23 protein-coding genes are annotated in these 24,545 nt (G+C 38.9%); 18 read left to right on the forward strand and 5 right to left on the reverse strand.

From position 1 onward, the window contains the following. The first annotated feature begins 8 nt into the window (after positions 1-8). On the forward strand, positions 9-2,285 hold the full coding sequence (gene tamL / locus RM529_RS06940) for a translocation and assembly module lipoprotein TamL (RefSeq protein WP_311484031.1): 2,277 nt from the start codon (positions 9-11) through the stop codon (positions 2,283-2,285). Between the two features lie 8 nt (positions 2,286-2,293). Here the strand turns inward: tamL and upp are convergent, their stop codons facing one another. Then, positions 2,294-2,953 carry a uracil phosphoribosyltransferase gene (gene upp, locus RM529_RS06945; protein WP_311484032.1) on the reverse strand — a complete coding sequence of 220 codons (660 nt, stop codon included), beginning with the start codon at positions 2,951-2,953 and terminating at the stop codon, positions 2,294-2,296. 194 nt (positions 2,954-3,147) lie between these two features. Between upp and RM529_RS06950 the strand changes: the two genes are divergently transcribed. From RM529_RS06950 to def, 4 genes are all read left to right on the forward strand, one after another. Then, on the forward strand, positions 3,148-3,681 hold the full coding sequence (locus tag RM529_RS06950; RefSeq protein WP_311484033.1) for an SRPBCC family protein: 534 nt from the start codon (positions 3,148-3,150) through the stop codon (positions 3,679-3,681). A gap of 95 nt (positions 3,682-3,776) precedes the next feature. After that, positions 3,777-4,406, forward strand: a complete 630-nt coding sequence (locus RM529_RS06955; RefSeq protein ID WP_311484034.1) for a hypothetical protein — start codon at positions 3,777-3,779, stop codon at positions 4,404-4,406. 275 nt (positions 4,407-4,681) lie between these two features. Beyond that, a complete protein-coding gene (locus RM529_RS06960; RefSeq protein ID WP_311484035.1) occupies positions 4,682-5,746 on the forward strand; it encodes a hypothetical protein in 1,065 nt (354 codons plus the stop codon). Between the two features lie 98 nt (positions 5,747-5,844). After that, entirely contained in the window at positions 5,845-6,486 is a 642-nt protein-coding gene (gene def, locus RM529_RS06965) for a peptide deformylase (RefSeq protein ID WP_311484036.1), read from the forward strand. On the opposite strand, the gene RM529_RS06970 is transcribed toward def, so the two are convergent. Further along, positions 6,487-7,731, reverse strand: coding sequence for an APC family permease (locus tag RM529_RS06970; protein ID WP_311484037.1), 1,245 nt, complete (start codon positions 7,729-7,731; stop codon positions 6,487-6,489). Between the two features lie 223 nt (positions 7,732-7,954). Between RM529_RS06970 and RM529_RS06975 the strand changes: the two genes are divergently transcribed. From RM529_RS06975 to RM529_RS06990, 4 genes are all read left to right on the forward strand, one after another. Then, on the forward strand, positions 7,955-9,013 hold the full coding sequence (locus RM529_RS06975; RefSeq protein ID WP_311484038.1) for a helix-turn-helix domain-containing protein: 1,059 nt from the start codon (positions 7,955-7,957) through the stop codon (positions 9,011-9,013). Between the two features lie 80 nt (positions 9,014-9,093). After that, positions 9,094-9,552, forward strand: coding sequence for a universal stress protein (locus RM529_RS06980; RefSeq protein WP_311484039.1), 459 nt, complete (start codon positions 9,094-9,096; stop codon positions 9,550-9,552). Between the two features lie 63 nt (positions 9,553-9,615). Then, positions 9,616-10,194, forward strand: a complete 579-nt coding sequence (locus RM529_RS06985) for a Crp/Fnr family transcriptional regulator (protein WP_311484040.1) — start codon at positions 9,616-9,618, stop codon at positions 10,192-10,194. A 319-nt stretch (positions 10,195-10,513) separates the two neighbouring features. Beyond that, positions 10,514-11,635: an alkene reductase gene (locus RM529_RS06990; RefSeq protein ID WP_311484041.1), complete on the forward strand. Its 1,122-nt coding sequence runs from the start codon at positions 10,514-10,516 to the stop codon at positions 11,633-11,635. A gap of 109 nt (positions 11,636-11,744) precedes the next feature. On the opposite strand, the gene RM529_RS06995 is transcribed toward RM529_RS06990, so the two are convergent. Then, positions 11,745-12,761 (reverse strand): zinc-binding alcohol dehydrogenase family protein, encoded by a 1,017-nt coding sequence (locus RM529_RS06995; RefSeq protein WP_311484042.1) that lies wholly within the window; start codon positions 12,759-12,761, stop codon positions 11,745-11,747. A 198-nt stretch (positions 12,762-12,959) separates the two neighbouring features. Here RM529_RS06995 and RM529_RS07000 point away from each other — a divergent pair, with 198 nt between their 5' ends. The 7 genes from RM529_RS07000 (at position 12,960) to RM529_RS07030 (ending at position 20,069) form a co-directional block, all read left to right on the forward strand. After that, positions 12,960-13,907, forward strand: coding sequence for a polysaccharide deacetylase family protein (locus tag RM529_RS07000; protein WP_311484043.1), 948 nt, complete (start codon positions 12,960-12,962; stop codon positions 13,905-13,907). A 178-nt stretch (positions 13,908-14,085) separates the two neighbouring features. Next, complete coding sequence (locus RM529_RS07005; RefSeq protein ID WP_311484044.1) at positions 14,086-14,535, forward strand: cold-shock protein; 450 nt, start codon at positions 14,086-14,088, stop codon at positions 14,533-14,535. Positions 14,536-14,667: 132 nt separating this feature from the next. Continuing rightward, on the forward strand, positions 14,668-15,990 hold the full coding sequence (locus tag RM529_RS07010; protein WP_311484045.1) for a DEAD/DEAH box helicase: 1,323 nt from the start codon (positions 14,668-14,670) through the stop codon (positions 15,988-15,990). Between the two features lie 28 nt (positions 15,991-16,018). After that, positions 16,019-16,510, forward strand: coding sequence for a peptide-methionine (S)-S-oxide reductase (locus RM529_RS07015; protein ID WP_311484046.1), 492 nt, complete (start codon positions 16,019-16,021; stop codon positions 16,508-16,510). Between the two features lie 156 nt (positions 16,511-16,666). Beyond that, a complete protein-coding gene (locus tag RM529_RS07020) occupies positions 16,667-17,806 on the forward strand; it encodes a sensor histidine kinase (protein WP_311484047.1) in 1,140 nt (379 codons plus the stop codon). A 194-nt stretch (positions 17,807-18,000) separates the two neighbouring features. Further along, positions 18,001-19,446, forward strand: a complete 1,446-nt coding sequence (locus tag RM529_RS07025) for a pyridoxal phosphate-dependent decarboxylase family protein (protein ID WP_311484048.1) — start codon at positions 18,001-18,003, stop codon at positions 19,444-19,446. 254 nt (positions 19,447-19,700) lie between these two features. Beyond that, the gene (locus RM529_RS07030; protein WP_311484049.1) at positions 19,701-20,069 is read left to right on the forward strand and encodes a SpoIIAA family protein; all 369 of its coding nucleotides are present in this window, start codon (positions 19,701-19,703) and stop codon (positions 20,067-20,069) included. 282 nt (positions 20,070-20,351) lie between these two features. On the opposite strand, the gene RM529_RS07035 is transcribed toward RM529_RS07030, so the two are convergent. After that, a complete protein-coding gene (locus RM529_RS07035; RefSeq protein ID WP_311484050.1) occupies positions 20,352-20,867 on the reverse strand; it encodes a DUF4251 domain-containing protein in 516 nt (171 codons plus the stop codon). 620 nt (positions 20,868-21,487) lie between these two features. Here RM529_RS07035 and hpf point away from each other — a divergent pair. Next, positions 21,488-21,787, forward strand: a complete 300-nt coding sequence (gene hpf, locus RM529_RS07040) for a ribosome hibernation-promoting factor, HPF/YfiA family (protein ID WP_311484051.1) — start codon at positions 21,488-21,490, stop codon at positions 21,785-21,787. A gap of 73 nt (positions 21,788-21,860) precedes the next feature. Here hpf and RM529_RS07045 read toward each other — a convergent pair whose 3' ends face one another. Beyond that, positions 21,861-23,897: an aconitate hydratase gene (locus RM529_RS07045; protein WP_311484052.1), complete on the reverse strand. Its 2,037-nt coding sequence runs from the start codon at positions 23,895-23,897 to the stop codon at positions 21,861-21,863. A 135-nt stretch (positions 23,898-24,032) separates the two neighbouring features. Between RM529_RS07045 and RM529_RS07050 the strand changes: the two genes are divergently transcribed. After that, positions 24,033-24,545, forward strand: a 513-nt coding sequence (locus RM529_RS07050) for a hypothetical protein (RefSeq protein WP_311484053.1), incomplete at its 3' end; no start/stop codon positions are given.

A 24,545-nucleotide genomic window follows, 5' to 3' on the forward strand; every position in this document is an offset into this window, starting at 1 on the left:
CTCACTGCATGAAAAAATTCAGGAAATTTATTTACGTGATCACAGTTTCCGTCTTTGCACTCCATTCCTGTAGTGTAGAAAAATTTATTCCTGAGGATGAATATCTGTATGAAGGTGCAAATGTAGAGTTGGATACAGCTTCTAATGTAGAGGACATTCAGGAAATACAAGCTGAACTACAAAATGTTATACGTCCTGAACCTAACAGCAAAATTTTAGGTATGCGCCCGGGTCTTTATTTTTATTATAAAGCACAAAGGAAGAAACCGGGTTTTATTAATAAATTTCTGAATAAAAAAATAGGAGAGGAGCCTGTATATCTAAGTGATGTAGAAATTACGACTACGCAGGACCTATTGATTAACCGACTTGAAAATCGTGGTTTTTTTTACAGCAGTGTAGATGGTTCCATTAACAGGGATGAAGAGGATCAAACGGCAGGTGTGACCTATAATGCCAATCTTCCTACACCTTACAAACTGGAAAATTATGAACTGGACAACGATTCCCTGTTGGTATATCAGGAGATAAAAAAGCTGCTGCCAGAATCTCCTTTAGACCCGGGCATGAGGTTTGATCTGCCTTTATTAAAGTTGGAACGGGAAAGAATAGATTCTGAACTAAAAGAGAAAGGTTTTTACAATTTTAACCCGGGATTTTTAATTTTTGAAGCTGATACAAACCAATATGACCAGAAGCGTTTTGATCTTTTTCTTCGGCTGAAAGAGGAAGTTCCCGAGAGAGGAATTGTACCTTATAAAATTAATAAAGTAAATGTTTACCCAAACTACGTAGTAGGAAATGACTCTTTGATGAGGGATACGGTAAGCTATGAAGGGAAAAATTTTATCAGGGAAGAAGAATTCTTCAAGCCCAACCGTCTCGATCCATTTATTTTAATTCAAGAGGGACAGAATTATAGTCCTTCAATTTCCCGGAATACAAGCAGGCGTCTGGGATCTATAGGAGCTTACAAGTTTGTAAACATCCGTTATGATGAGATCGATAGTTTAAGTACCGACAGCCTTGGAGTTCTGGAGGCGAATATTTTTCTTTCACCGCTTAACAAGAGGGCTATAAGGGCAGAGCTACAGGCAGTGACGAAGTCCAACAACTTTGCAGGACCTAGTCTTGCGTTAACTTTTAGCAATCGTAATTTATGGAAAGGAGGGGAAACCCTGAACCTTACAGCTAATTTTGGTTATGAGGTTCAAATTGCAGGAGGGGACAATGCAGGCCTTAATAGTATAAACATTGGTTTAGAGGCAGACCTGCTGGTGCCGCGGCTTTTGTTTCCTATTTCCATAGAAGATAACTGGTTTGAATATTCCATACCAAAAACGAAAATAAGTCTTGGTGGTAATTATCTCTCCAGGAGTCAGCTTTACACCTTACTCTCTGCTTCTTCCACATTTGGATATTTGTGGAATGCGAACCGCTATGTCACACACGAACTCAATCCGGTCTCCGTTAGCTATTCCCAGCTAAGTGATACTACTGAAGAGTTTGAGCAAATACTGGATGATAACCCATTCCTGAGAAGTAGTTTTGAGCAACGATTTATTGCAGGGCTTACCTATTCCTTCACTTATAATGGAATGTTGGATGAGAATAAAACCCATCAATTTTTTGTAAACAGCACACTGGATATAGCCGGAAATTTGATAAGTCTTTTAAGCGGAAGCTCGGACGATGAAGGAGAACCAAACAAATTTCTGGGTTTGCCATATGCCCAATATGCAAAAGCTGATGTGGATTTTAGATACCATTTAAACATAGGAAATGACCAGAAGATTGCCACCCGGTTTTTTGCAGGACTGGGGAGAGCTTATGGTAATTCTGATGTTATGCCGTTTCCGAAACAATATTTTTCCGGTGGGCCTTATAGCGTAAGAGCATTTAGAACTCGTTCCCTGGGTCCCGGGTCGTACACCCCCGAAGGAGATATTACGTATTTTGACCAGACAGGTAATTTAAGGCTTGAAGCAAATATTGAATACCGCTTTCCAATTATTCAGTTCCTGAAAGGTGCCGTTTTTGCAGATGCCGGTAATGTCTGGAATACCGAGGAAGAAAATGCCCTGCCGGGAGGATTATTTGAATCAGACTTCACCAGCGAACTAGGTGTAGGCATTGGTGCCGGGCTTCGGGTGGATATTCAAAGCTTTGTTATACGTTTTGACCTTGCCGCGCCTATGCACGACCCATCTCTTCCTGAAGGTGAACGATGGACATACGATTTTGGAAGCCCTATCCTTAATTTCGCTATCGGCTATCCTTTTTAATTCTGGATTTAATGCTGCAGTTTAGGTCCAAAGCAAAGATCGCCGGCATCGCCCAGGCCGGGAACAATATATCCTTTTTCGTCCAGTTTTTCGTCTATGGTAGCGATCCAGAGATGTGAATTGTCGGGAAACTCTCTACTAACGTATTCAATCCCTTCCTTTGCTCCAATCACAGAAACCAAATGAATTTCCTTTGGGTTTCCCATTGTTTCAAGTGCCTGCAGTACATTCACAAAAGAACTCCCGGTGGCGAGCATGGGATCTGCAAGGATCAGGATTTTCCCTTCCAGGGAAGGGGATGCCAGGTACTCCACAAGTATTTCAAAGTTTTCGTCGTCGTTTGGATGATGGCGGTAAGCTGAAATAAAAGAATTTTCTGCATCATCAAAATAATTCAGTAAACCGGTGTGAAGTGGTAATCCAGCTCTTAAAATAGAACATATTACAATTTCTTCTTCAGGAAGGTTCATTTTTATTTTCCCAAGGGGAGTAGTGATATTCTGCTCAGCATAGCGTAAACTTTTGCTTAATTCATAGCCTAATATTTCCCCGATTCTCTCCACATTTCTTCTGAAGCGCAAACGGTCTTTTTGCACAGACATATCCCTTAATTGTGCTACAAATTTGTTTCCAATAGATTTTTTTTCCAACAGATGATGTACAGTCATAATTTAAAATTGCTTTGGGCCGGACCCGGAGAAGAATAGGTTCTAATGTACTACGTCAAAAAATAATGGACAACTTCTTTAGGTTTTTTATTGCATCTTTTTAAGGAACTATAGTTTATTTGTTATTTCGGGAAAGTACTTTCTTTTCCTTTAATTAGTATCTTTAAAACCTATTAACCATTCAGAAAAAGAAGATGGAGAAATATGGCAGGATCACTAATCCGGGTATAGTGAAATTTGAGAGAACTTTTCCAAATGAAATAGTGGAAGTATGGGATTATTTAACAGATTCTGAAAAGCGCGGGCTCTGGTTAGCTTCCGGAGAAATGCGAATGGCGGTAGGAGGGGAGGTTACCCTTATCTTTCAGCATAGAAATTTGTCCACGCAGGAAGATGCTGTTCCTGAAAAATTTAAGGAGAAAGCAGATGGGGAAATAATGAAGGAAGAAATAATCCGTTTGGATCCACCTAATTTAGTAAGTTTCACGTGGAGTGGCGATTCTATGGTAACATTTGAGCTTAGCAGGAAAGGAGACCAAACACACCTTATTCTTACACATCAAAACCTGGGAAAGAACAAGGGCACCTTGATAGGAGTTTGTAGTGGATGGCACACCCATTTAAACATACTTTCTGACCGGCTGGAAGGTTTAGAGCCCAAAGGATTCTGGACGACCTATAACGATTTGGAAGCCGAATATGTGCAGCGAATTGCGGCAAATACCTGATATCTGGAAGATTGTTCCTTATTATAAATTTTTGGCTGTATTTTTGTTACTAATTGAAGAGCCGCCGTTTGTTCAATTTTGTTATAAGTTCAAAAATGAAATATTTCTTTACTTTACTTTTGTTTACAGGTCTCACTATAGGAGCCCATGCACAGATTGAAATTCCGAGATCTACAAATTCCGGTACCATTTTACCGGCTCTCCCAGAGGACAATACCAACGGTACTTTTTCTTCATTAAGACTAAATAAGGAGGAGGATAAAGAGAATAACTTCCTAAAAAAGGAACCAAAGAAACTTGATTTCCGGGAAACGAAAAATGAGTTTTTAACTGCCGGTGATGCGGTCGAAAAGAAATGGAAAGAAGATAAAGAAGCAAAAGACGAGTACAAAAATGACCAATACTTAGGTGATTTTACTACTAAAGGTGCTTATGTGGAACTTTATTGCCGTGATCATGAGTTCGTAGACGGTGATCGCGTGCGAATATGGGTTAATGGAACAGTAGTGGAACAGAGTATTGTACTTAGCGGCGGTTACAGGCCAATTCTTATTACCCTGGACAGCGGACTCAATAATATCGAATTTGAAGCCCTTAACCAGGGGTACTCCGGACCTAACACTGCAGAACTACGGGTATTTGATGCAGCCGGGCAACCGGTTACACGTAATGTCTGGAACCTTCTCACGGGAGCAAAAGCTAGTATTATTATCCTGAAACAATAGCTTTATCTACTGCAACTTAAATCTTAATTTCCTTCGGAACTAGAACTAATTCTCAACTTTTCTCAATTTGAGAAATCATATCGATATTTGCCATTTTAAAGCGGATACTCCAAAATTCACATTTTCGCACTTTGCGCTGTTTAAAAGTGAAATAATTTTAAAATAAGTGCTAGAGAAACGTTAAATCATTCGCTGTTTAACGATTAATTATCCTTTATTTCCTCCATTTTCTTTTCTGTTGCCTTAATTTAGAAGAAACCAACTAAAAAGTAATTATGGATACAACACGTACAACACGAACAAGAACAGGCTTTGACGACTTAAAGGATAAAGTTACCCGTAGTTCCTGGGGCGCTATATTTGCTGGCGCACTTACTGCCCTGGCAGTGGCTTTCCTCCTAAATCTGTTGGGATTGGGAATTGGATTGACTTCAATAAACCCAATGACAGAATCTGATCCTCTTGCAGGCCTTGGAACGGGAACCATAATCTGGTGGGGGTTATCCAACCTGGTAGCTTTATTTGTTGGAGGTATGGTGGCAGGGCGTATGTCCGGCTTTCCTTCTTCTGCAGATGGTGGAATTCACGGATTTCTTGCCTGGGCGCTTTATACGATGATTACGTTCTATTTTCTTACCTCTACCGTAGGATCAATACTGAATGGTATGGGAAACATGGTTTCAGGTTTATTTGGAGGTAACCAGTCAGAACAGGTTACTGTACAGGTGCAGGAGGCACAACAGCAAAGTCAGGAGCAGGCCAGTTTCTCCATTGAAAAGGCAAAGCAGCAGGTGATGGAGGTAATAAATACCGCAGAAAGGTATGATATTGTACCGGAAGATGCCTCTACAGAAACTACTGAGATGCTGGAAAATACTCAGGCGAATGCCAAAGGAATGATAAGATCTATGGAAATTGAAGAATTCTTCAACGACCTGACTTTTAATATGGATGAAAACGGAAATCTCAATATAGAATTACAGGGAGATGGAGACTATATTCAGGTAGAAGAATTAAAAAATTATCTTACAAACAATACCCAACTTAGCGAATCAGAGATCGATGGAATGATTCAAAAATGGGAAACCAATATTCAACAAGCTATCGAAAAAGCTGAACAAGCTTATGCCGATGCAAAACAGAAAGCTGTTGAATTAAGTGACAAGATTACAGATGCAGTAGGGACGTTTAGTATTATTGCCTTTGGTGTCTTGCTGCTCGGGGCATTAGCTGCAGTCTTTGGAGGTAGCCTGGGCTCTCCGGAGTTTACTGTTAATGAAGAACATCAAATAAAAGAAGCCCGTGATGATGAAGATCACTATCGCAGAGATCGAAGATAATTTTTGGGAATAGAACAAGACAAAGCCGCAAAAATATTTTTTGTGGCTTTTTTCATGAATAAATGTAATTTTGCTGAAGTTGTTATAATTCGAAAAAAATGAAAAATTTATTCTCTGTACTACTTCTTACTTTGCTAATTGCCGGCTGTTCCAGCATGAGAAATAACAAAGCTGTAGGAAATTCATTCACGCAGGAGCAGGTAGAAATGATAATGTCTTCAGATAGTTCCCGGCCCATGCGGGTTTTCAAAATTACCAATACCAGTGATTCTATCTTACTAAGGACCAAAAGCGAAGATGTAACAGTAGATCCTTCAGATCCTGTCTTAAGAACTTTTGTAAATCGTCTTTATAAGACAGTTACAGACAGCATGTCCCTGGGAGCGGGGATTGCGGCTCCACAAGTTGGGATTCTGAAGAACATTATCTGGGTTCAGCGTTTTGATAAAGAGAATTTTCCGTATGAGCTATTTCTCAATCCAAAGATCATACAGTATTCCGAGTTAAAACAGGATTGTCTTGAAGGTTGTCTTTCTATTCCAGATCGTCGTGACACTACAAAGACGAGGTCTTACGCTGTCCTGGTAGAATACGATAAATTAGATAATACCCATCATGTAGAAATGGTAGAAGATTTTACGGCTGTTATTTTTCAGCATGAAATCGATCATTTAAACGGAATTCTGTACCTGGATCACCTTCAAAAGGAGATAAAGGATGCCGCCGGTGTTGACCGCTAACTAGAGATTTCCCTGAAAAAGATTATAAATATTGAATCCAAAAAGAATTAGAATTGTCAGCAGTGCAACTACGGTAGGGATAGGAATATTATTTACATTTATGGGAATACGGAAATATGGTTTTTTGTTATTCTCACCTCGATTTAAATAACGTAACCTTAGCAAAGCAGAGTTAACCATTCCAAAAACTATAAAAATAAAGATGTTACTTATACTGGCCACCACTTTTAAGTTACCTATTAACCCAAAAATTATAGCCAGTACTGCGATCGCAACTATGGCATAGTTAGGTGTATTTGTGCCTATTCCTTTAAGTGTGGTAAATCGCTTCATCCAACCAATTTCACTGTCTCTTGCAACATCGTAAATCAGCCGGGACGTACCGAGGATGTTACTAAGTATGGTTTTACTGGTTGCAAAAAGCGCTACAATTACAAGGATTGTTGCTCCAATACTGCCCAGCTTTGTTTCGATAACAGCAGCAAGCGGACCATCTGAACCCGAAAGTTCTTCCCAACCCATCACGCTTACGGCACAAATAGCAATAAGCACATAAATCAATAAAACTGCGAGGCCGCTGAACATTACCGCCTTCGGCATATTTTTTTCCGGTTCTTTCGTTTCTTCAGCCATCTTCACCAGGTCCTCAAAACCTATATAGCTAAAGAAAATAAGAGCTCCCCCGGCTAAAATTCCTGTCCAACCTTTGTCGTTAAGCTTAAAAAGGCTTGTGGAGCCTATATCGGGAATGCATACAACCACGACCAGTGCCAATCCAAGCAAGGTAACAACAGTAGCAAAAGAGTTATAATAAGAGCTGTATTTAGAGCCCAGAATATTAAATAAGGCCATTAGAGCTACAATTATGATCACAATTATCCAGGAGGGGACCTCTAACAGGCGGCTAAAGTAATCTGCAAAACTAATAGAGATAGCTGCTGCGGCCACAATTCCAGTAAAGGCCATAAAAAAAGACATATATTGGGCTGTTTTTTCTCCCAAACCTTGCTTTATATATTCAAAACTTCCACCAGCATCTGGAAAGCGGCTTACAAATTCGGAATAGGATAACCCTGTTAGTAATGCAACAATTGCAGCTATAACAAAACTTAACCAGAGCATATTTCCTCCAAGAGAGGCTGCCTGTCCTATAATTGCATAAATGCCCGCTCCTACTATCCCACCTACTCCAAACATTAGTACATCCCATAAGCCCAGGGAACGCTTAAGTTTTTCTTTTGCCATTCTTCTAAATTTCCGGTTTTTCGGAATATAAGTTTTTAAGAATGCAAAGCACGAGGTTTTAAAAAGTTGTTAGGAAAAAAATAACAAATCTCTAAAGTCTTTTTTCATATCAATATTGCGTGATCATTTCTTGTTTATCAGTAAATCAATTGATTACATAAAGTCTTAAACATTCGTTAAACATTTCCTGAATAAAATTTCTCCGGTTGAATTAACCTTAAATTTGCAAAAAACCATTCTTCTGAAAGCAATTAAAATAAATTCACTGCCTATTAATGATGTATTAAGTAACATGGCCGAAGCTCTTGGAGTTCCACTGGAGCGAAAGTGCGAAGAGTATTTCGTCCAAATTCCCTCCAGCTTGGGGAAAGGAACCATTAAGGGTTTCAATTTTTCAAACGGCCTTGGTTTTATTCGTTACGATTGCACGTTTATAAAGGATTTTGAAATCCAGTTTGTAAAGACTGATGTGCATCCTTTAAGGTTTATTTACACACTTCATGGTTCTATTGGACACCGCTTCGCTAATGAAGATGTTATTCATATTATTCAGAAATTTCAAAATGTTATAGTTGCCAGTGAGCGTAATAATGGACATGCGCTTTCTTTTTCAGCAGGTGAAAATACTGTGCTAAGTAGTATAGAAATCCGTCGCAGTGAATTTAAGTCTAAGACTGAATGTGAAATTGAAAGCATGGATTCTGAATTTCAGAAATTACTGACCGATGTAGAAGCTAAACGCCAATTTGTATACGAGGGGCTTTATAGCCTGCATATTTCTGAGATGTTTAAGGAAATGGAAAATTTTAACGAACAGGATTTTCTGAATAAGCTTTTTATCGAAGGCAAGGTTTACGAAATTATTGCACTGCAAATTCTGCAATACCAGGATGACTTAAAAGATGTTGGTAATCGCTCTTTATTGCGAAGGTATGAAGTGGAGCAAATAGAAAGGGCCGCAGAAATGGTAAAACAAGACATCATTAATTTTCATAATATTGAGGAAATTTCAAAAGAAGTTGGGCTGAATGCCAACAAATTGCAGCAGGGTTTTCAGGATTTATATTCCCATACGGTAAACGGTTATGTAAATAAAGTGCGGTTGGACCTGGCACAAAACCTTCTCCTGAATACTGAATTAAGCCTTGCTGAAATTGTAGACAGGATAGGACTTATCAATAAAAGCTATTTTTCGAAAATTTTTAAGGAGAAATACGGTATTCCCCCTTCCAAGTTTAGGCAAAATAACGGAAGATCCCACGACAGTTCACATTCAAAGTAGATTTTAAGAATCTCTTCCTTCGGCTTTTTGAAATCGCGTCTTTTTCGTAACTTCAGTTGTGTTAATCAACTAATCTCATTATGAAAAAAGTTCTGATAGCTATAGATTACAACCCTGTTTCAGAACAGGTTGCAAAAGCCGGCCACGACCTCGCAAAACAGCTAAATGCTGAAGTTTGCCTTATACATGTCCTTACAGATGTGAGCTACTATGGCATGCAATACCCCAGCTTTATGGGATATAACGGATATAACATCGCAACCGAAATGAACCTGTCTAACGAGATGAGAAATTTTGCCGAAGAATTCCTTAAAACAGCGACAGATCATCTTCAGGATCCCACAGCAGGTTATCATTTGGCAGAAGGGGAGACGGATATAGCGTTGCTCCACTATGCCCAGGAATGGAATGCAGATTTAATTGTTATGGGGACACACAGCCATTCCACCCTGGAAAAACTTCTTGTAGGAACTATTGCATCCCGTGTCCTGGAAAAAACAGCTATTCCGGTTTATATGGTGCCAATTAAAAAGAAATAATCATTTTTTGGTCAACCTTTAAAAATGGCAATTTTCGTACTTTAGTGATTTCAGATACATTATATGCAACATCAAATCCTGCAACATATTGCACAGGTTATAACTCTTGATACTTCAGAAGAAAAAGAATTCCTGAGTATACTTTCAGAAAAAAAAATTTCTAAAAAAGAATTTTTGATTGAACCGGGGCAGGAAGTCCCTTCAGAATATTACGTAGTTCGTGGGTGCCTTGAAGCGTATTATCTTGACGAAAGCGGTAATAAACATATTATCCAGTTTGCAGTAGATGATTGGTGGATTAGCGACTTTGAAGCTTTCTTTAGTGGTAGAAAAGCTGAACTTTTTGTAGAAGCAGTTGAAAATTCGGTTTTACTGGAAATCCAAAAGAGCAACCTGGAAACACTTTACCACAGGATCCCAAAATTTGAGCGTTTTTTCCGGATAAAGACAACCAATGCTTTTGTTGCTTTGCGCAGTAGAATCTTGTCTGCCCTTCAAAAGAACAACACCCAGCGTTATATAGAATTCTGTGAGCAATATCCTCAAATCGAGCAGCGGGTGCCAAATTCGCACATCGCAAATTACCTTGGCATAAAACCTGAAAGCCTTAGCAGGATTCGTAAAGACATCTTTCAGGATTAACAATGTTTAACAGCCTCTCCTAACATATATCAAGTAGCCCGGGTAGGGCTTTTATGTAATTTTGTAAAGAAGAACTAATCTTCTGCTTAAAGAAGGTATTTTCTCAATTTCAGTAAAATAATTTCATCTGTAATCAGGTGATAATCCGGCTTTTTGGGAATTAAATTGCTATGAAAACTTTGAAATTCTACAGCCGGTTTTTTACTGAAAATTTTATATGGAGACAGACTCTTATGATGACTGAAGGCTTTATCTGCATTTCAGATATTCCTGAATAACATCTGCTTTCCAAACTTCACATATATAAAAACATAAAATTATGAGTAAAGAACAAGCATTACTAAAAGATTATAATCTCAACGGAATCCAGTTATCAAACAGGGTGGTGATGGCCCCAATGACACGAAGTAGGGCTGATAATGACGAAAATAAGCCAATAGAAGGTTTACACGATGTTTATTACAAGCAACGAGCCAGTGCCGGGCTGATAATTAGTGAAGGTGCACAAATTTCTAAAGAAGCTGTAGGTTATGTGAATACACCGGGTATTTACAGCAAAGCCCAGGTAGAAGGCTGGAAAAATGTTACAAAAGCTGTTCACGAAGCCAATGGCAAAATATTTATCCAACTTTGGCACGTAGGTCGTATGTCACATCCAGATTTCCATGAAGGGAAAGCACCATTGGCCCCGTCTGCCATTAATCCCGAAGCAAAATCCTTTACTCCCGAAGGTTTTAAAGATACCGTTGCACCAAGGGAAATGACAGTAGAAGACATTCAGCGGACTGTTCAGGACTTTAAAAATGCGGCTAAAAATGCTATGGAAGCTGGTTTTGACGGTGTGGAAATTCATTCTTCCAACGGCTACCTGCTGCACCAGTTCTTTAATGCAACTTCAAATCACCGTACAGATGATTATGGAGGGACAAAGGAAAAACGGGCACGTATTCTTTTTGATATTCTTGATGCAATTAAAGAAGTGATGCCAGAGAATAAAATAGGGTTAAGATTGAATCCGTCTCTAAACGGAATTTTTGGAATGATGATGGACGAGGAGACTATCCCAACTTTTGATTACATAGTCGAAAAGCTGAACGAATATAATCTCGCTTATCTTCATTTATCAGAACCTTTTAGTGATGTTTCTGATCTCCCGTTTGCAGAGACTGAAATTGCAAAACGTTACCGGCCAAAATATCATGGAACAATTATAATTAATGGTGGTTTTGACCAGGAAAAAGGGAATAAGGTCATAGAAGACGGCGATGCAGATCTTGTTGCCTTCGGAAAACTTTATGTTTCCAATCCAGATATTCCGGAACGTTTTGAACAGAATATTCCTTTGTCAGACTGGGATGAGGATACTTTTTACACCCCGGGCAAAGAAGGTTACCTGGATTATAAAGCCAGGACAAGGACAGAAGAAGTAGAAGGGGAATAAATTCCTGAACAAATATTATTTGCAGAAGTCCTGTGCTTATTTCAACAGAAAAAGTCCTTCTGAAAATTTTCAGAAGGACGAAAATTGTCATTTTAAGCACAGGACTTTTTTAGTACTTAATAACGTTTTTACCAATAGATTTCCCCGACTCCTGAAGTTTATGAACTTCCCTGAAGGTTTCGGCTTTTAATCCGTTAAAGGTCTTATTCAGTGTAGAAACCAGGATTCCCTCGTCAAGAAGGCTCGAGATCCTTTCCAGAATTTCATGTTGTTTATACATGTCTTCAGTTTTAAATGTAGGTCGTGTAAACATAAGTTCCCAGTGAAAAGTAACACTTTTATTCTTAAGCTTGTTTAGATCTACTGGATCTTTGGTTTCCACAATAGAACAAATATGGCCCTGGGGTTTAATCAATTCTGCCATAGCATTCCAGTGAATATCTGTATTGGAAAAATTAAGGATATAATCTACCTGTTCAAATCCTTTGCGCTTCATTTCATTTTCAAGATCTTTATGGTTCACCACCACATCTGCACCTTTTTCGCGACACCATGCTTCGGTTTCTTCCCGGGATGCGGTAGCAATTACTTTTAGTTGTGTGAGTTTTTTCAGGATTTGAATTCCAATAGAGCCGACTCCTCCGGCACCTCCAATAACCAGGATCACCTTGTTACTTCCGCTGTTTTCAGTTATAGAGAGTCTTTCAAAAATGCTTTCCCACGCGGTGAGGGAGGTGAGAGGCATGGCTGCCGCTTCTTCCCAGGATAGTTTTTTAGGTTTATGGCCGGCACTTTTCTCGTCGATGAGCTGATATTCTGCATTACTGCCGGGACGGTTAACTACTCCAGCATAAAATACTTCCTCTCCTTTTTTGAAGTTTTGGACATTCTCACCAACCTCTTCAACAGTTCCGGCGGCATCCCAACCAATAATTTTCGGACTTTCCAGCTCTTTATCTTTAGCTGAATTTTTTCTGACTTTGTAATCCACAGGATTCACAGATACTGCTTCAATTTTTACCAGGAGATCATTTTTACCCGGACTCGGCTTTTCAGTTTCAAAATCAATAAAACTATTTTTTTCCTCTATGGGAAGGCTTTTTTTAAATCCTACGGCTTTCATCATTTTTCAATTTTTTTATTTGAATTAAATTACAAATTAGATGTGGGACTTGCAATTCAATTCCTTGCACATATTTCAGAAAATATTTTTTGAGTTTTTATGGATTTTGTAAGAGGATAGGAATCATTATGAAAGGAGAAATAAGAGAATTTTTATTTATATTTAAATCAGTACCTAACCACCAACTAATTTATTCTTATTATGAAATTTCTAATTAGGTTAATTCCCCTGTTTTCTTTTACCTTTTTATGCTCCGCAACCTGGTCGCAGGATGCTTCTGTAACTATTGCTGAACAACTGGGATATCCCAGGGATGCAAAGCTTCTTATTATACATGCCGATGATGCCGGAGTTTCACATGCTGAAAATATTGCCACGATAGCAGCAATGGAAGACGGAATTGTAAATTCGGCAAGCATCATGGTACCCTGTCCCTGGTTTCCGGAAATTGCAGCATACGCTTCTCAACATTCAGAAAAGGATTTCGGGTTGCACCTAACTATAACCAGTGAGTGGAAAAACTACAAATGGCCATCTGCCAGCTCTAAGAACGAAGTAAAGAGCCTTATAAATCCCAATGGCTACTTTTATCCTCTTGTAGATAGTGTGGTGGTAAATTCCAACGCAAGAGATGTAGAAAAAGAGATTAATGCCCAAATAGAGAAAGCCCTTAAGTATGGGATAGATGTAACCCACCTGGATGCGCATATGGGTGCTGTAATGAGTACTCCGGAATTTTTGGAAGCGTACATTAAAAAAGGAAGGGAATACCGGGTTCCGGTTTTGTTAACCAACGACCTACCTGCGCTGGAAGAACTAAAAACCAGGATTCAACTTACATCTAAAGATATTATTGTAGATCATTTATACCAGGCCAGCCCTGAAACTTTTAAAGGAGGAATGGAAGCTTTTTATGAAGATTTGCTTAACAACCTTGAGCCGGGACTATCTTGTTTCCTTATTCATCTTGCTTTTGAAAATGAAGAAATGAAGGCAGTCACCATAGATCATCCAGACTGGGGGGCCAGGTGGCGACAGGAAGATTATGATTTCTTTACCAGCCAGAAATCCAGGGATCTGCTGGAAAAAAATAATATTGTTCTTGTAACCTGGAGGGAAATACGCGATAAAATTGTTAGGGCTCAGTAAATTACAATTCGAATTAAGAGACCTTTATTTACAATTAAAACGCTTATATTTGCAACCGTTAATGGATATACTATCATATTTCTTTCCTAAATTTCAAGATAAAAATGGTCAGCATTTTTATTTTCCCCATATAATTACTAATTTATACTTATAAACTAAAAACAACTTAAATAGACGAATGGCAAAATCTCAACAAACATTTAATAAAATCGAGAAAGAAAAACAACGTGCAAAAAAGCGCGAGGAGAAGCGTAAGAAGAAAGAAGAACGCAAATCAAGCTCCAAAGGAAGTTCTTTTGAGATAGCCTATGTTGACAAAAATGGAAATCTTACAGATACTCCACCAGATCCTGCAGACAAAGTAGAAATTGATGCTTCGGAAATCGAAATTGGTGTCCCGAAGAAAGTTGAAGGTGAAGAAGAGGATAAGCATGCTCCCAAAGAAGGAAAAGTTTCTTTCTTTGATCACTCCAAAGGTTTTGGTTTTATCATAGATAGCAATACGCAGGAGAAGCATTTTGTGCATGTTAGTGGGTTGATCGATGAGATTGATGAAGATGATAAAGTTACTTTTGAACTTGAAAGAGGGATGAAGGGAATGAACGCGGTTAGGGTAAAAAAGATCTGATTACCAGCTCAAATTAAAATCACAGGATTTTCCTGTAATATTTATACACTTGAAAGCTCCATTTTGTGGAGCTTTCTTTTTCTTTATACCCTTTTTGGGAACTTCTTCGGAATAAAATTATAAGCAATCCAGATGGCCACAACAGTTAAAAATCAGCAGGAAATACTTGAAAAGCTTGGAATAAGGGAACTTAATCCCATGCAAAAAGAGGCGCTGATTTCGATAAAATCAAAAAAAGACACCATTCTTTTATCTCCAACAGGAACAGGAAAAACCCTGGCTTTCCTGCTTCCGGTAATCGAAGAACTGGACGCAACGCTAGAAGAAGTACAGGTTTTAATTTTGGTGCCATCCCGAGAACTGGCCATACAGATAGAGCAGGTAACCCGGGAAATGGGATCTGGATTTAAGGCCAATGCCGTTTACGGTGGCCGTGCCTTTTCCAAAGATAAAATAGAACTGAATCATCCACCGGCAATTCTTATCGGTACGCCGGGTAGAGTGGCAGATCATCTTAGAAGGGAAACTTTTTCGGCTGAAAATATTAAAATTTTGGTGCTGGATGAATTCGATAAATCCTTAGAAGTTGGATTTGAAGCTGAAATGAAGGAGATCATCAGCTTTCTTCCAAAGCTTAAAAAGAGGATCCTCACTTCTGCAACGCAAAATATCGATATTCCGGCTTTTGCAGGTTTGCAGGAGCCCGAAACCATTAATTATCTGAAGGAAGCTGTTGCGGGATTGCATACAGAAATAGTGGTTGCCCCCAAGCGTGATAAGCTGGAAACGCTTTTGAAACTGCTGCAAAGCACGGGAAATGAACCCGGTATTATTTTCTGTAATTACAAGGATAGTATTCAGGAAGTCAGCGACTTTTTGCAGATGAACGGAATGCCGCACGCATGCTTTTCCGGAGGAATGGAGCAAAAGGACCGGGAGAGAGCGCTTATAAAATTCAGGAATGGAACGCACCGTCTCATTATCGCCACAGATCTTGCGGCGCGGGGAATAGATATTCCGGAGATCAAATTTATTATCCATTATCAACTTCCGCATAGGAAAGAAGAATTTACCCATAGAAACGGAAGAACTGCCAGGATGCACGGCGAAGGGACTGCCTATGTACTTCAATATGAAAAAGAAAGTCTGCCTGAATATGTTACGCCGGACAGTTACACGAAGAATGTGGAAAGTAAAGTCCAAACTCCAAAGCCAAAGCAACTAAAGTGGACTACTTTATTTATTTCAGGAGGGAGAAAAGATAAAATTTCAAAAGGTGATATTGCGGGACTTTTTCTGAAACAGGGAAATCTCGCCAAAGAAGAATTGGGAGTTATTGAGCTGAAACAGGATTGCGCTTTTGTTTCTGTACCACCCTCAAAAGCCGAAAAACTGGTCCGGGAGTTAAATAATACACGGCTTAAAAAGAAAAAGGTACGTATTAGCCGGGTTTAAAATGTACTGAAAATTCTGGAAATTATTTATGGCGGCAGATTCTAAAATTGCTCTGGGTGGTGGGTGCCACTGGTGTACAGAAGCCGTTTTTCAGGCTTTAAAGGGAGTGGAAAAGGTTGAACAGGGTTACGTAGCGTCAACAGAGGAGCATTCCGCGTTTTCAGAAGCGGTTATTGTCCATTTTATTTCTGAAGAAATTCCATTGAAGCGCTTAATTGAAGTTCATTTGTACACTCACAACAGCACTTCCAACCACAGCATGAGGTCCAAATACAGGTCGGCCATCTATTATTTCAATTTTCAGCAAAAAGCCGAAGCTGAAAAATCCCTAATGGCCTTACAAGCTGATTTTTCTGAAACAATCATCACCAAAGTTTATCCTTTTGGAGTTTTTGAGCCTTCCAGGGAAGAAATAAGAGATTATTATCTCAAAAATCCCGAAAAACCCTTCTGTAAAACCTATATCGAGCCTAAATTGAAGCTGCTTTTGCAGCAATTTTCAAAAGAATTACGGGAATAGCTTTAGATTTTAATATTTAAGGTGGAGTAGGGGCGATAATTCCAAAATGGCAATTATCGGCCTGCTATAGAAAAATTGGCTTCCGAAGAAATTACGCTGTAAAAGATAGTATTGTTCGAGTTTTTTATAACACTTAATTTAACTTACTTTAAAGGGATGAAAGCAGCAGCAAAATATATTGAAGAGCATACACACGATATAATAGATTTATGGGAAGAAAAAGTCAATAAAGAGATATCGGCTTCCGAAACTACAAATTCCATGGTTTTGCGTAACCTTCTGCCCAATCTTCTGGAGGACATTTCCACGGTACTGAAAAGGAACGAGGGCAAGAAAAATTTTCTAAAGGAGGAGAATTGTTCTGAAATTGTAAAAAAAAGCATAGACCATGGGAGGCACCGCGCTACGTCTTCCCATTATACGGTCAAGCAAATTATAAGGGAATACATTGTTCTTAACCAGGCCCTAACAGAGCTCTTAATATCCAAAGACTTACATAGCGAAGATATTAGCGTCTTGCTTACTTATATCCTGGAAACCTCCATGAGCCATTCTGCAAGCTCCTTTACAGATTCTATCCAGGAAATGCGTGAAAAACTGGTAGGAACCCTTGCCCACGACATTAGAAACCCTATCTCTGCAGCTTATTTTGCAATTGATATTATGAATTATGCCGATGGGGAAGAAAAATTCAATAAACTTAAAAAAACGACCAGGGAAAGTCTTAAAAGGTCTATCGATTTAATGGAGGGTTTGCTGGATGCCATTAGTGTAAAAGCTGGGGAGGGGGTGACACTTAATTTTCAGAAAGGTAATATTGTTGAGGAGTTGAAAAGCGTGTACGGCGAGGCAGCTCGTATTTATGCTAACGAGATTGTTCTTGAATGTGATGAGGATGAAATTACCGGCGTTTACGACGGAACTGCAGTTAGAAGAATCCTGGAAAACCTGATTACCAACGCCATAAAATACGGGGCACAGGACAAACCTATAAGAATTATACTCAAGAAACATGAGGGAAAACTAAAGCTTAGTGTCCACAATTTTGGAGATCCAATTGCCTCAGGAAACAAGAAAATTATTTTCGATTTTTTAAGCCGGACAGATAAGGAAGCTTCCGGACAATTGCAAAGTTGGGGCATGGGACTAACTTTTGTAAAAATGGGGGCCGAAGCTCATGGTGGTCACGTAGAATTAATAAGTAATGAAGAAGAAGGAACTATTTTTTCTGTTATCCTTGATATAAAATCAAACGAACCCGGTAAAAAACGGGCAAGACTCAACCTTTCTGATTAAAGTTTTGATAGTGCAGGAAAACTACCATAGTACAAAAAAGTCCTGATTTTGATAATCCTTTAAAATGCCAGTTTTCGAGATTTAGAAGATAGCTGCTTCCAAAGAAATTCCTAATCATTGGCGCAATAGTACGATAATTGGCATTTTAGACACTGCTCTTATTTTCGCTATTTTTGTACTGAAAATAACTCCTGATGGACGATTTAAAAAAGCAAATTCTGGCACTGAGCAAGATTTCAAGTGCGTTGGAACCTTCTGAAGCTCAACGTGACGGGATATTTAAAGAAGTACAGCAATATGCCAATACTTTTCTGAACAATTTGCCCTCTACAAAAGCTTATTCTCCAGAAAAGGCCAAAAAAGAGGTTTTTTCCATTACTTCTGAAGTAAAACCGCTGAAGAAAATTCTCGAAATTTATAATTCTGAAGTTGCGGCAAAAGGAATTCATCCTGCTTCCGGAGGTCATCTGGGATATATTCCCGGTGGCGGAATTTATACTTCGGCACTGGCAGATTATCTTGTGGATATTACAAACGAATACGCCGGACTCTCATTTGCATCGCCCGGAGCTGTGGCTATGGAGCACGAATTGCTGAACTGGATGAAATCCCTCTTCGGGTTTCCTGAATCTGCCATTGGAAACCTTACCTCAGGTGGTTCTATTGCCAATATGATTGGTTTGACTTCAGCGCGGGACAAGCACAAAATTAAAGGTGCGAAAATCGAAAAAAGCGTGGTGTATCTTAGTCCGCAGTTGCACCATAGCTGCTTAAAAGCCCTGAGGATTATTGGTCTTGAAGATATTATCATCCGTCACCTTCAGTTGGATTCGAACTCAAAAATAATTCCGGAGGATTTTTCAGAAAAACTTCAGCAGGATAAAGAAAACGGACTGGAACCTTTTCTGCTGATTGCTTCAGGAGGAACTACAGATACTGGTGCCGTAGATCCACTAAAAGAGCTGGGCGAAATCGCTAACCAGAATAAATTGTGGTATCATATTGACGCTGCTTACGGCGGATTTTTTATCCTCACAGAACAACGGAAAAAACTGTTTGAGGGCATCGAAATGGCAGATTCACTTGCTGTGGATCCTCATAAAGGACTTTTCCTGCCATTCGGACTTGGTGCTGTTCTTGTAAAAGATAAAGAGGCCGTTTTCCATTCCCATCACCACAGTGCCAATTATATGCAGGACGCCCATACAGAAGTGAGCCGGGTAGATCCCGCAGATGTTTCTCCTGAGCTTACCAAACATTTTCGTGCGTTACGATTATGGTTGCCACTGCAATTGCACGGAATAGCACCTTTTACAGCCTGCCTGGAAGAAAAATTACTGCTTACCCGCTACTTCAGAGAAAAAATGCTGGATTCAGGATTTAAGGTAGGCCCGGAACCTGACCTTTCGGTAACATACTTCTGGTGGCCTCGGGATGAAAATGAGGATGAATTCAATAAAAAAGTGCTGAAAGAAATCCATGAGGACGGTACGGTTTTCCTGAGTTCCACATTAATAGACGGGAAATTCGTAATACGGCTCGCTGTACTTTCTTTCCGAACAAAAATAGAAACTATAGATAGGGCAGTGGAGGTGTTAATTTCAATAGTTCGAAAGTTGGAAATAAAGTTTAAGGTTTAAAGTTTGTTGTTTTAAAGTAAAAAGTAAAAGAGGGAAAAAGTAAAAAAATATATAGGAGCGGATTTGGGGAACCGTTTGGAATTGATAGATGAAAAGGGATGAATTTTTAAAAGAAAACAAAGAGGTCTCCGCATTCTATAATATTATGTAAAATAGAACCCTTTTAATTTTGATCTGTACTAAAGAAAAGCTAAGTTTTTGCTATAGTCTTATTTACTGGTTAACTTAAAGTTGAATCAGAAAAAAGAAAAGATATGCTACACAAAATAGATTTAGGAAACGAACATGCCGTTGGATTTAGATGGGAAGGAGATTTTGACGAAAAAGCTTTCAAGCAATCAATGGTGCAATTTCTTCCGGAGCTTAAGTCCCGAAACGAGATGAATATTTATATGGAAATTTCCGGTATTGGAGAGGTTGAGGGATCAGCTGTTTGGGAAGATGCAAAATTTGCGATCAACAATTTAAAAGGACTTGCTGATAAAGTTGATAAGATCGCCCTGGTAACAGACGAGTCCTGGATGCGAAACATGGCCGAAGCTTCTTATAAAATGATTCCGGGAATAAAGTTAAAAGCTTTTACTTCTGAAGAAAAAGCAGCTGCAAAGGAATGGGTTGTTTAGAATTAGCCAGGTCATTTATAAAAATACCGTTGTAAATAAATATACAGCTTAAATTCTCCTAATGGTATAACTGAACTATAATTTATATTATGTAAAATAGAATATTTTACTTCTCAAAGATGACGATCTCTTATATTCCCTCCCTCTTCATATAAATCTTAAGGTTTGAAAAATCTTTATATATTCTGTTAATAAAAAATACTCTGCGCGTTTACTGAATTAACAATTTTAACCGGATCAGAATTCAGAAGCATGTCAAGTCAACACGAGAATTTTTCACTTTTATTCATTTTCTTTAAGAGGATCTACATTACCACGGTAACTTATCGCATCGCGCTGAGAACTGTTAACTGAAGTTTCAGCATTTCCATTTGGATAAAGTTTTAAATAAAACTTTAAACTTTCTGTTCCTGCACTACCTTCAAATTGTATTCTTATATTTTGATTGTTGCGGTTTTCTATTATCTCGAGATTTTTTGTAGGTCCTTCATATTCTATTCCTCCACCTTCACCATAACCGCCACCAGACTGCCTTACGCCAAAATACGGAAGAAAAATATTCACACTGTCTCCTTTAAATCGAATAAAATTGGTATTCCCAATTAAGTTTACCCTACCTCCAAGCAACGGAAGCGCCCACTGGTTCTCAATTTCAAATCCGCGACTGTTTACCAGTTCCTGCAGCTTCTCATAAGCTTTTAAATCGGAGTCTGATATCTGGTTCCTGCTTCCTCCACAGGATATTAAAGTAACGCACATGATAAGCAGCAGATAGCGAAATAAGGCTATTTTCTTCATTTGTATTATTTTTCTATGCTATTGGGAAGCTACGAATTTCTTTCTTAAAAAGAAATTAGAATCCTTCTGGTTTTCTTTCTGCATGGAGGTCGAAAATTGACGTTTTTAATCCCAGGTTTAGTACTTGAGTGTTTATTCTATTATTATTGATTCAATAGAGGTGAAATTCGATACAAAATCTTCATTTACTATCAAAATTCAGGGAAAACACCAGTTTTCAACTAAAAAATTAGGTTAAACAGGATCGTTTGTTGCTCCTGGTCAAATATTTCAGCATTTACTGAATTTTTTCCGAAGAAATAAAACCAACTTTTCTCCAGCTTAGATCTAATTTTAAACTATATCCTGAAAATGGCAATTATCGTACTCTAAGACGGTCTTCAGTTAGTCTTTTCCCGCTAAAGCGACAGTTAAAAATACTATTCTTAAATTTTTAATGTTTGTCTTGGTTCCTGGCTCTTTCAGCTCAGCGGTCCTGCGTCTTTTTAAATCTTCTTCCGCAGATAAACGATTAAATTATTTCCTTTAAAGCAATCATAAATCTTTCAAAAGAAACCTATAATTAGCTTGGACGGCTAATTGAATTTAATTTTCTTGTATTTAAATAAAAATTAGAATTTATGGAAACTGTATTTGAATATGTGGGTATCCAAAAGAGTGAATCTTTGGAAGAATATACCCAAAATAAACTGGATAAACTGGAAAGGAAGTACGACTTTATTGTTCGTGCTGAAGTGCATTTTAAGAAACATGAGAATCAGGATCCTAAAGGTCATGTTTGTAATATAAAGGTAAGTGTTCCCGGGCCGCAGATCTTTGCGCAATCCAATGAAGAATCTTATGAAGCTGCCGCAGCAGAATCTGTACGTGATGTTGAAAAGCAGTTGGAAAAGCTAAAAGCTAAGATGAAAACCCATTAGGAATCTATCTTTAAAAGATATAAAAAGCCCCTTCAGAAATTAACTGAAGGGGCTTTTTTATAGTTAAACAACTTTATTTAATTTGTTGCCGCTCATTACCTGTAACCGTATTCTTGTCTACAGAATGTACTTCTTCATTGCTCAACCTGGACTTGAATTCGTTTATAATTCCTCCTTTTAAAAGGATCTCAATTTGCCGCTCACTCATACTGTGCTTAGCGTCAAATTCAATAGGTTCGATTCCTTTATCGGCTTTTTGTACACGAACTTTTATGTTTCTGTTGTTCTTTACATCTTCGCGAAGATTTTTAAAGCTGATAAGGTCGCCCTGCTCAATTTTATCATAGTCGGCAATATCAATAAATTCCAGTGGTAAAATTCCGAAGTTCACAAGATTCTGCCAGGCTATCCTCGCGTAAGAATTTGCGATAACGGCTACCTGCCCAAGGTATTTTGGAGCCAGGGCGGCATGTTCCCTACTCGATCCCTGTGCATAGTTGTCTTTAGCCACTACAATATGACCGCCAAAATCTCCTTTTGCCTCCTGTGCCCTATCGTAAAAAGTCTTATCAATAACCGAATAGGAGAATTTACTTATTTCGGGAAGGTTACTTCTAAATGGCAATACTTCGGCTCCTGCCCGTAAAATCTCATCTGTAGAAATATTATCTCCCATCTTAAGTAAAACCGGTACATCTGCACTATCCACAAGTGGTTCGATTTCAGGAAGAGTTTTAATATTCGGACCTTTTTTCAGTTCCACTTTTTCGCCATCTTCTGCCGGCGGTACGAGCATATCTGTATTAATAATTTCTTTATCGGGTTGTTCATACTTTGGATAAGTCATTCCGAAGAGTTTTTCCATATCCCGCGGATCTGTAATTTTTCCTGTTAAGGCTGAAGCTGCAGCTGTCTCGGGACTACATAAATGCACCTGATCATCCTCGGTTCCCGATCTACTAGGGAAGTTACGCGGCATCGTTCTTAAACTGATAGTTCCTGAAGCCGGCGCCTGCCCCATTCCTATACAGCCCATGCAACCCGACTGGTGAAACCTTGCCCCTGCCGTGATAAGATTGGCAAAGGCCTTGTTGTCTATTAAATTCTGAATTACCTGACGTGAAGTCGGATTAATATCAAACGATACATAGTCTACCACGCTCTTGTCTTTCACAATCGCACCTGCAACCCAGAAGTCACGGATTCCCGGGTTGGCCGATGATCCTATCACCACCTGGCCAATTTCTTTTCCTGCTACCTCGCTTACCGGCACAACATTACCGGGACTTGTTGGCAGCGCAATTAACGGCACGAGATCGTCTAGTACAATTTCATCGTGCAAATCGTATTCGCAACCTTCATCTGGCAACAATTCTCTCCAGTCTTCTTCACGATGTTGTGATCTTAAAAATCGCTTAGTCTCCTGGTCACTCGGGAAAACTGTGGTAGTCGCTCCAAGTTCTGCCCCCATATTCGCAATTACATGCCGGTCCATCGCACTCAAATTGTCTAAACCTTCGCCATAATATTCTATTACCTTTCCAACACCTCCTTTTACATCATACCTACGTAACATTTCAAGAATTACATCTTTTGCACTCACCCAATCCGGTAATTTTCCGGTTAGTTTCACGCCCATTACTTGTGGCATTTTAACAAAATAAGGTTGCCCGGCTATTGCAGCCGCTACATCAAGTCCTCCGGTACCTATGGCAAGCATACCCAAAGATCCGGCAGACGGAGTGTGACTGTCAGACCCTACCATGGTTTTACCGGGTTTTCCAAAGCGTTCCATGTGTACAGGATGGCTTACTCCATTTCCCGGCCGGCTGTACCATAATCCAAATTTTCGTGATGCCGAAAGCAAAAAAGCATGGTCATCTGCGTTTTTGAAATCTGTTTGTAACAGGTTGTGGTCTACGTATTGAACAGCAACTTCGGTCTTTGCTTTTTTTAACCCCATGGCCTCCAGCTCGAGCTGTACCAACGTTCCGGTAGCATCCTGCAGCAGTGCCTGGTCTATTTTGATCCCGATTTCTTTCCCCGGGGTCATCTCCCCTTCCAGGAGATGCTCTTTTATTAATTTTTGAGTAACATTTAATTTAGACATAGTTGGATATTTTAGCTTCAAATTATTAAAATTGAACCGGAAGTTCATCCCATTTAACAATATCTTATACCTATATGGAGAAGAAAAAGGTAATTTGCTTCGGAGTAAAAATTTTGTAATCCAAAGAACCAGTTAATGAATATAATTGTTAAACGTGCTATTGTAGGAGGTGCAGTTTCCACATTAGTCATGGGTACCGGAACTTTTATTTTAGGAGAAGTTTCAGGATATAGAGCAATGGATTTACTCTCCACCTCGCTTTCAGGAATCAATATGTTGTGCAATACAGTAATTTTGGCTTCATCTACAATTTTGGCGTTGATGCTAACATTACTAAGTATCAGCAGATCGGCAAATTCCAGGTTAACTGAAAAACACTATAGAAATGTATTACATATCGCAAAATATGACACGATTCTTATCATCGTGGCCACCATTACTTTTTTAATGTTGAACCTGCCCATTATAGAAAGTAAAGAGGTGCCGGAAAACTGGTACGTCGCCATTTACTACACCAGTCTTGGCATGGCTTCTATTCTTGGCGGCGGATTAATAGCTATCGTCACGATGCTTTATGGAACTATAACAAGTATCATCCTTATTGTGGGTCTCAAAATTACAGATCATCCTCTTGTGGATAATGAGGAA

It is taken from the genome of Autumnicola edwardsiae (assembly GCF_031846505.1).
GTDB lineage: Bacteria > Bacteroidota > Bacteroidia > Flavobacteriales > Flavobacteriaceae > Autumnicola > Autumnicola edwardsiae.

Bases quoted from the DNA above. Each gene is read 5' to 3' on its own strand.
- tamL (WP_311484031.1), top strand. From the start codon at position 9: ATGAAAAAATTCAGGAAATTTATTTACGTGATCACAGTTTCCGTCTTT.
- upp (WP_311484032.1), bottom strand. From the start codon at position 2,953: ATGACTGTACATCATCTGTTGGAAAAAAAATCTATTGGAAACAAATTT.
- RM529_RS06950 (WP_311484033.1), top strand. From the start codon at position 3,148: ATGGAGAAATATGGCAGGATCACTAATCCGGGTATAGTGAAATTTGAG.
- RM529_RS06955 (WP_311484034.1), top strand. From the start codon at position 3,777: ATGAAATATTTCTTTACTTTACTTTTGTTTACAGGTCTCACTATAGGA.
- RM529_RS06960 (WP_311484035.1), top strand. From the start codon at position 4,682: ATGGATACAACACGTACAACACGAACAAGAACAGGCTTTGACGACTTA.
- def (WP_311484036.1), top strand. From the start codon at position 5,845: ATGAAAAATTTATTCTCTGTACTACTTCTTACTTTGCTAATTGCCGGC.
- RM529_RS06970 (WP_311484037.1), bottom strand. From the start codon at position 7,731: ATGGCAAAAGAAAAACTTAAGCGTTCCCTGGGCTTATGGGATGTACTA.
- RM529_RS06980 (WP_311484039.1), top strand. From the start codon at position 9,094: ATGAAAAAAGTTCTGATAGCTATAGATTACAACCCTGTTTCAGAACAG.
- RM529_RS06985 (WP_311484040.1), top strand. From the start codon at position 9,616: ATGCAACATCAAATCCTGCAACATATTGCACAGGTTATAACTCTTGAT.
- RM529_RS06990 (WP_311484041.1), top strand. From the start codon at position 10,514: ATGAGTAAAGAACAAGCATTACTAAAAGATTATAATCTCAACGGAATC.
- RM529_RS06995 (WP_311484042.1), bottom strand. From the start codon at position 12,761: ATGATGAAAGCCGTAGGATTTAAAAAAAGCCTTCCCATAGAGGAAAAA.
- RM529_RS07000 (WP_311484043.1), top strand. From the start codon at position 12,960: ATGAAATTTCTAATTAGGTTAATTCCCCTGTTTTCTTTTACCTTTTTA.
- RM529_RS07005 (WP_311484044.1), top strand. From the start codon at position 14,086: ATGGCAAAATCTCAACAAACATTTAATAAAATCGAGAAAGAAAAACAA.
- RM529_RS07010 (WP_311484045.1), top strand. From the start codon at position 14,668: ATGGCCACAACAGTTAAAAATCAGCAGGAAATACTTGAAAAGCTTGGA.
- RM529_RS07015 (WP_311484046.1), top strand. From the start codon at position 16,019: ATGGCGGCAGATTCTAAAATTGCTCTGGGTGGTGGGTGCCACTGGTGT.
- RM529_RS07020 (WP_311484047.1), top strand. From the start codon at position 16,667: ATGAAAGCAGCAGCAAAATATATTGAAGAGCATACACACGATATAATA.
- RM529_RS07025 (WP_311484048.1), top strand. From the start codon at position 18,001: ATGGACGATTTAAAAAAGCAAATTCTGGCACTGAGCAAGATTTCAAGT.
- RM529_RS07030 (WP_311484049.1), top strand. From the start codon at position 19,701: ATGCTACACAAAATAGATTTAGGAAACGAACATGCCGTTGGATTTAGA.
- RM529_RS07035 (WP_311484050.1), bottom strand. From the start codon at position 20,867: ATGAAGAAAATAGCCTTATTTCGCTATCTGCTGCTTATCATGTGCGTT.
- hpf (WP_311484051.1), top strand. From the start codon at position 21,488: ATGGAAACTGTATTTGAATATGTGGGTATCCAAAAGAGTGAATCTTTG.
- RM529_RS07045 (WP_311484052.1), bottom strand. From the start codon at position 23,897: ATGTCTAAATTAAATGTTACTCAAAAATTAATAAAAGAGCATCTCCTG.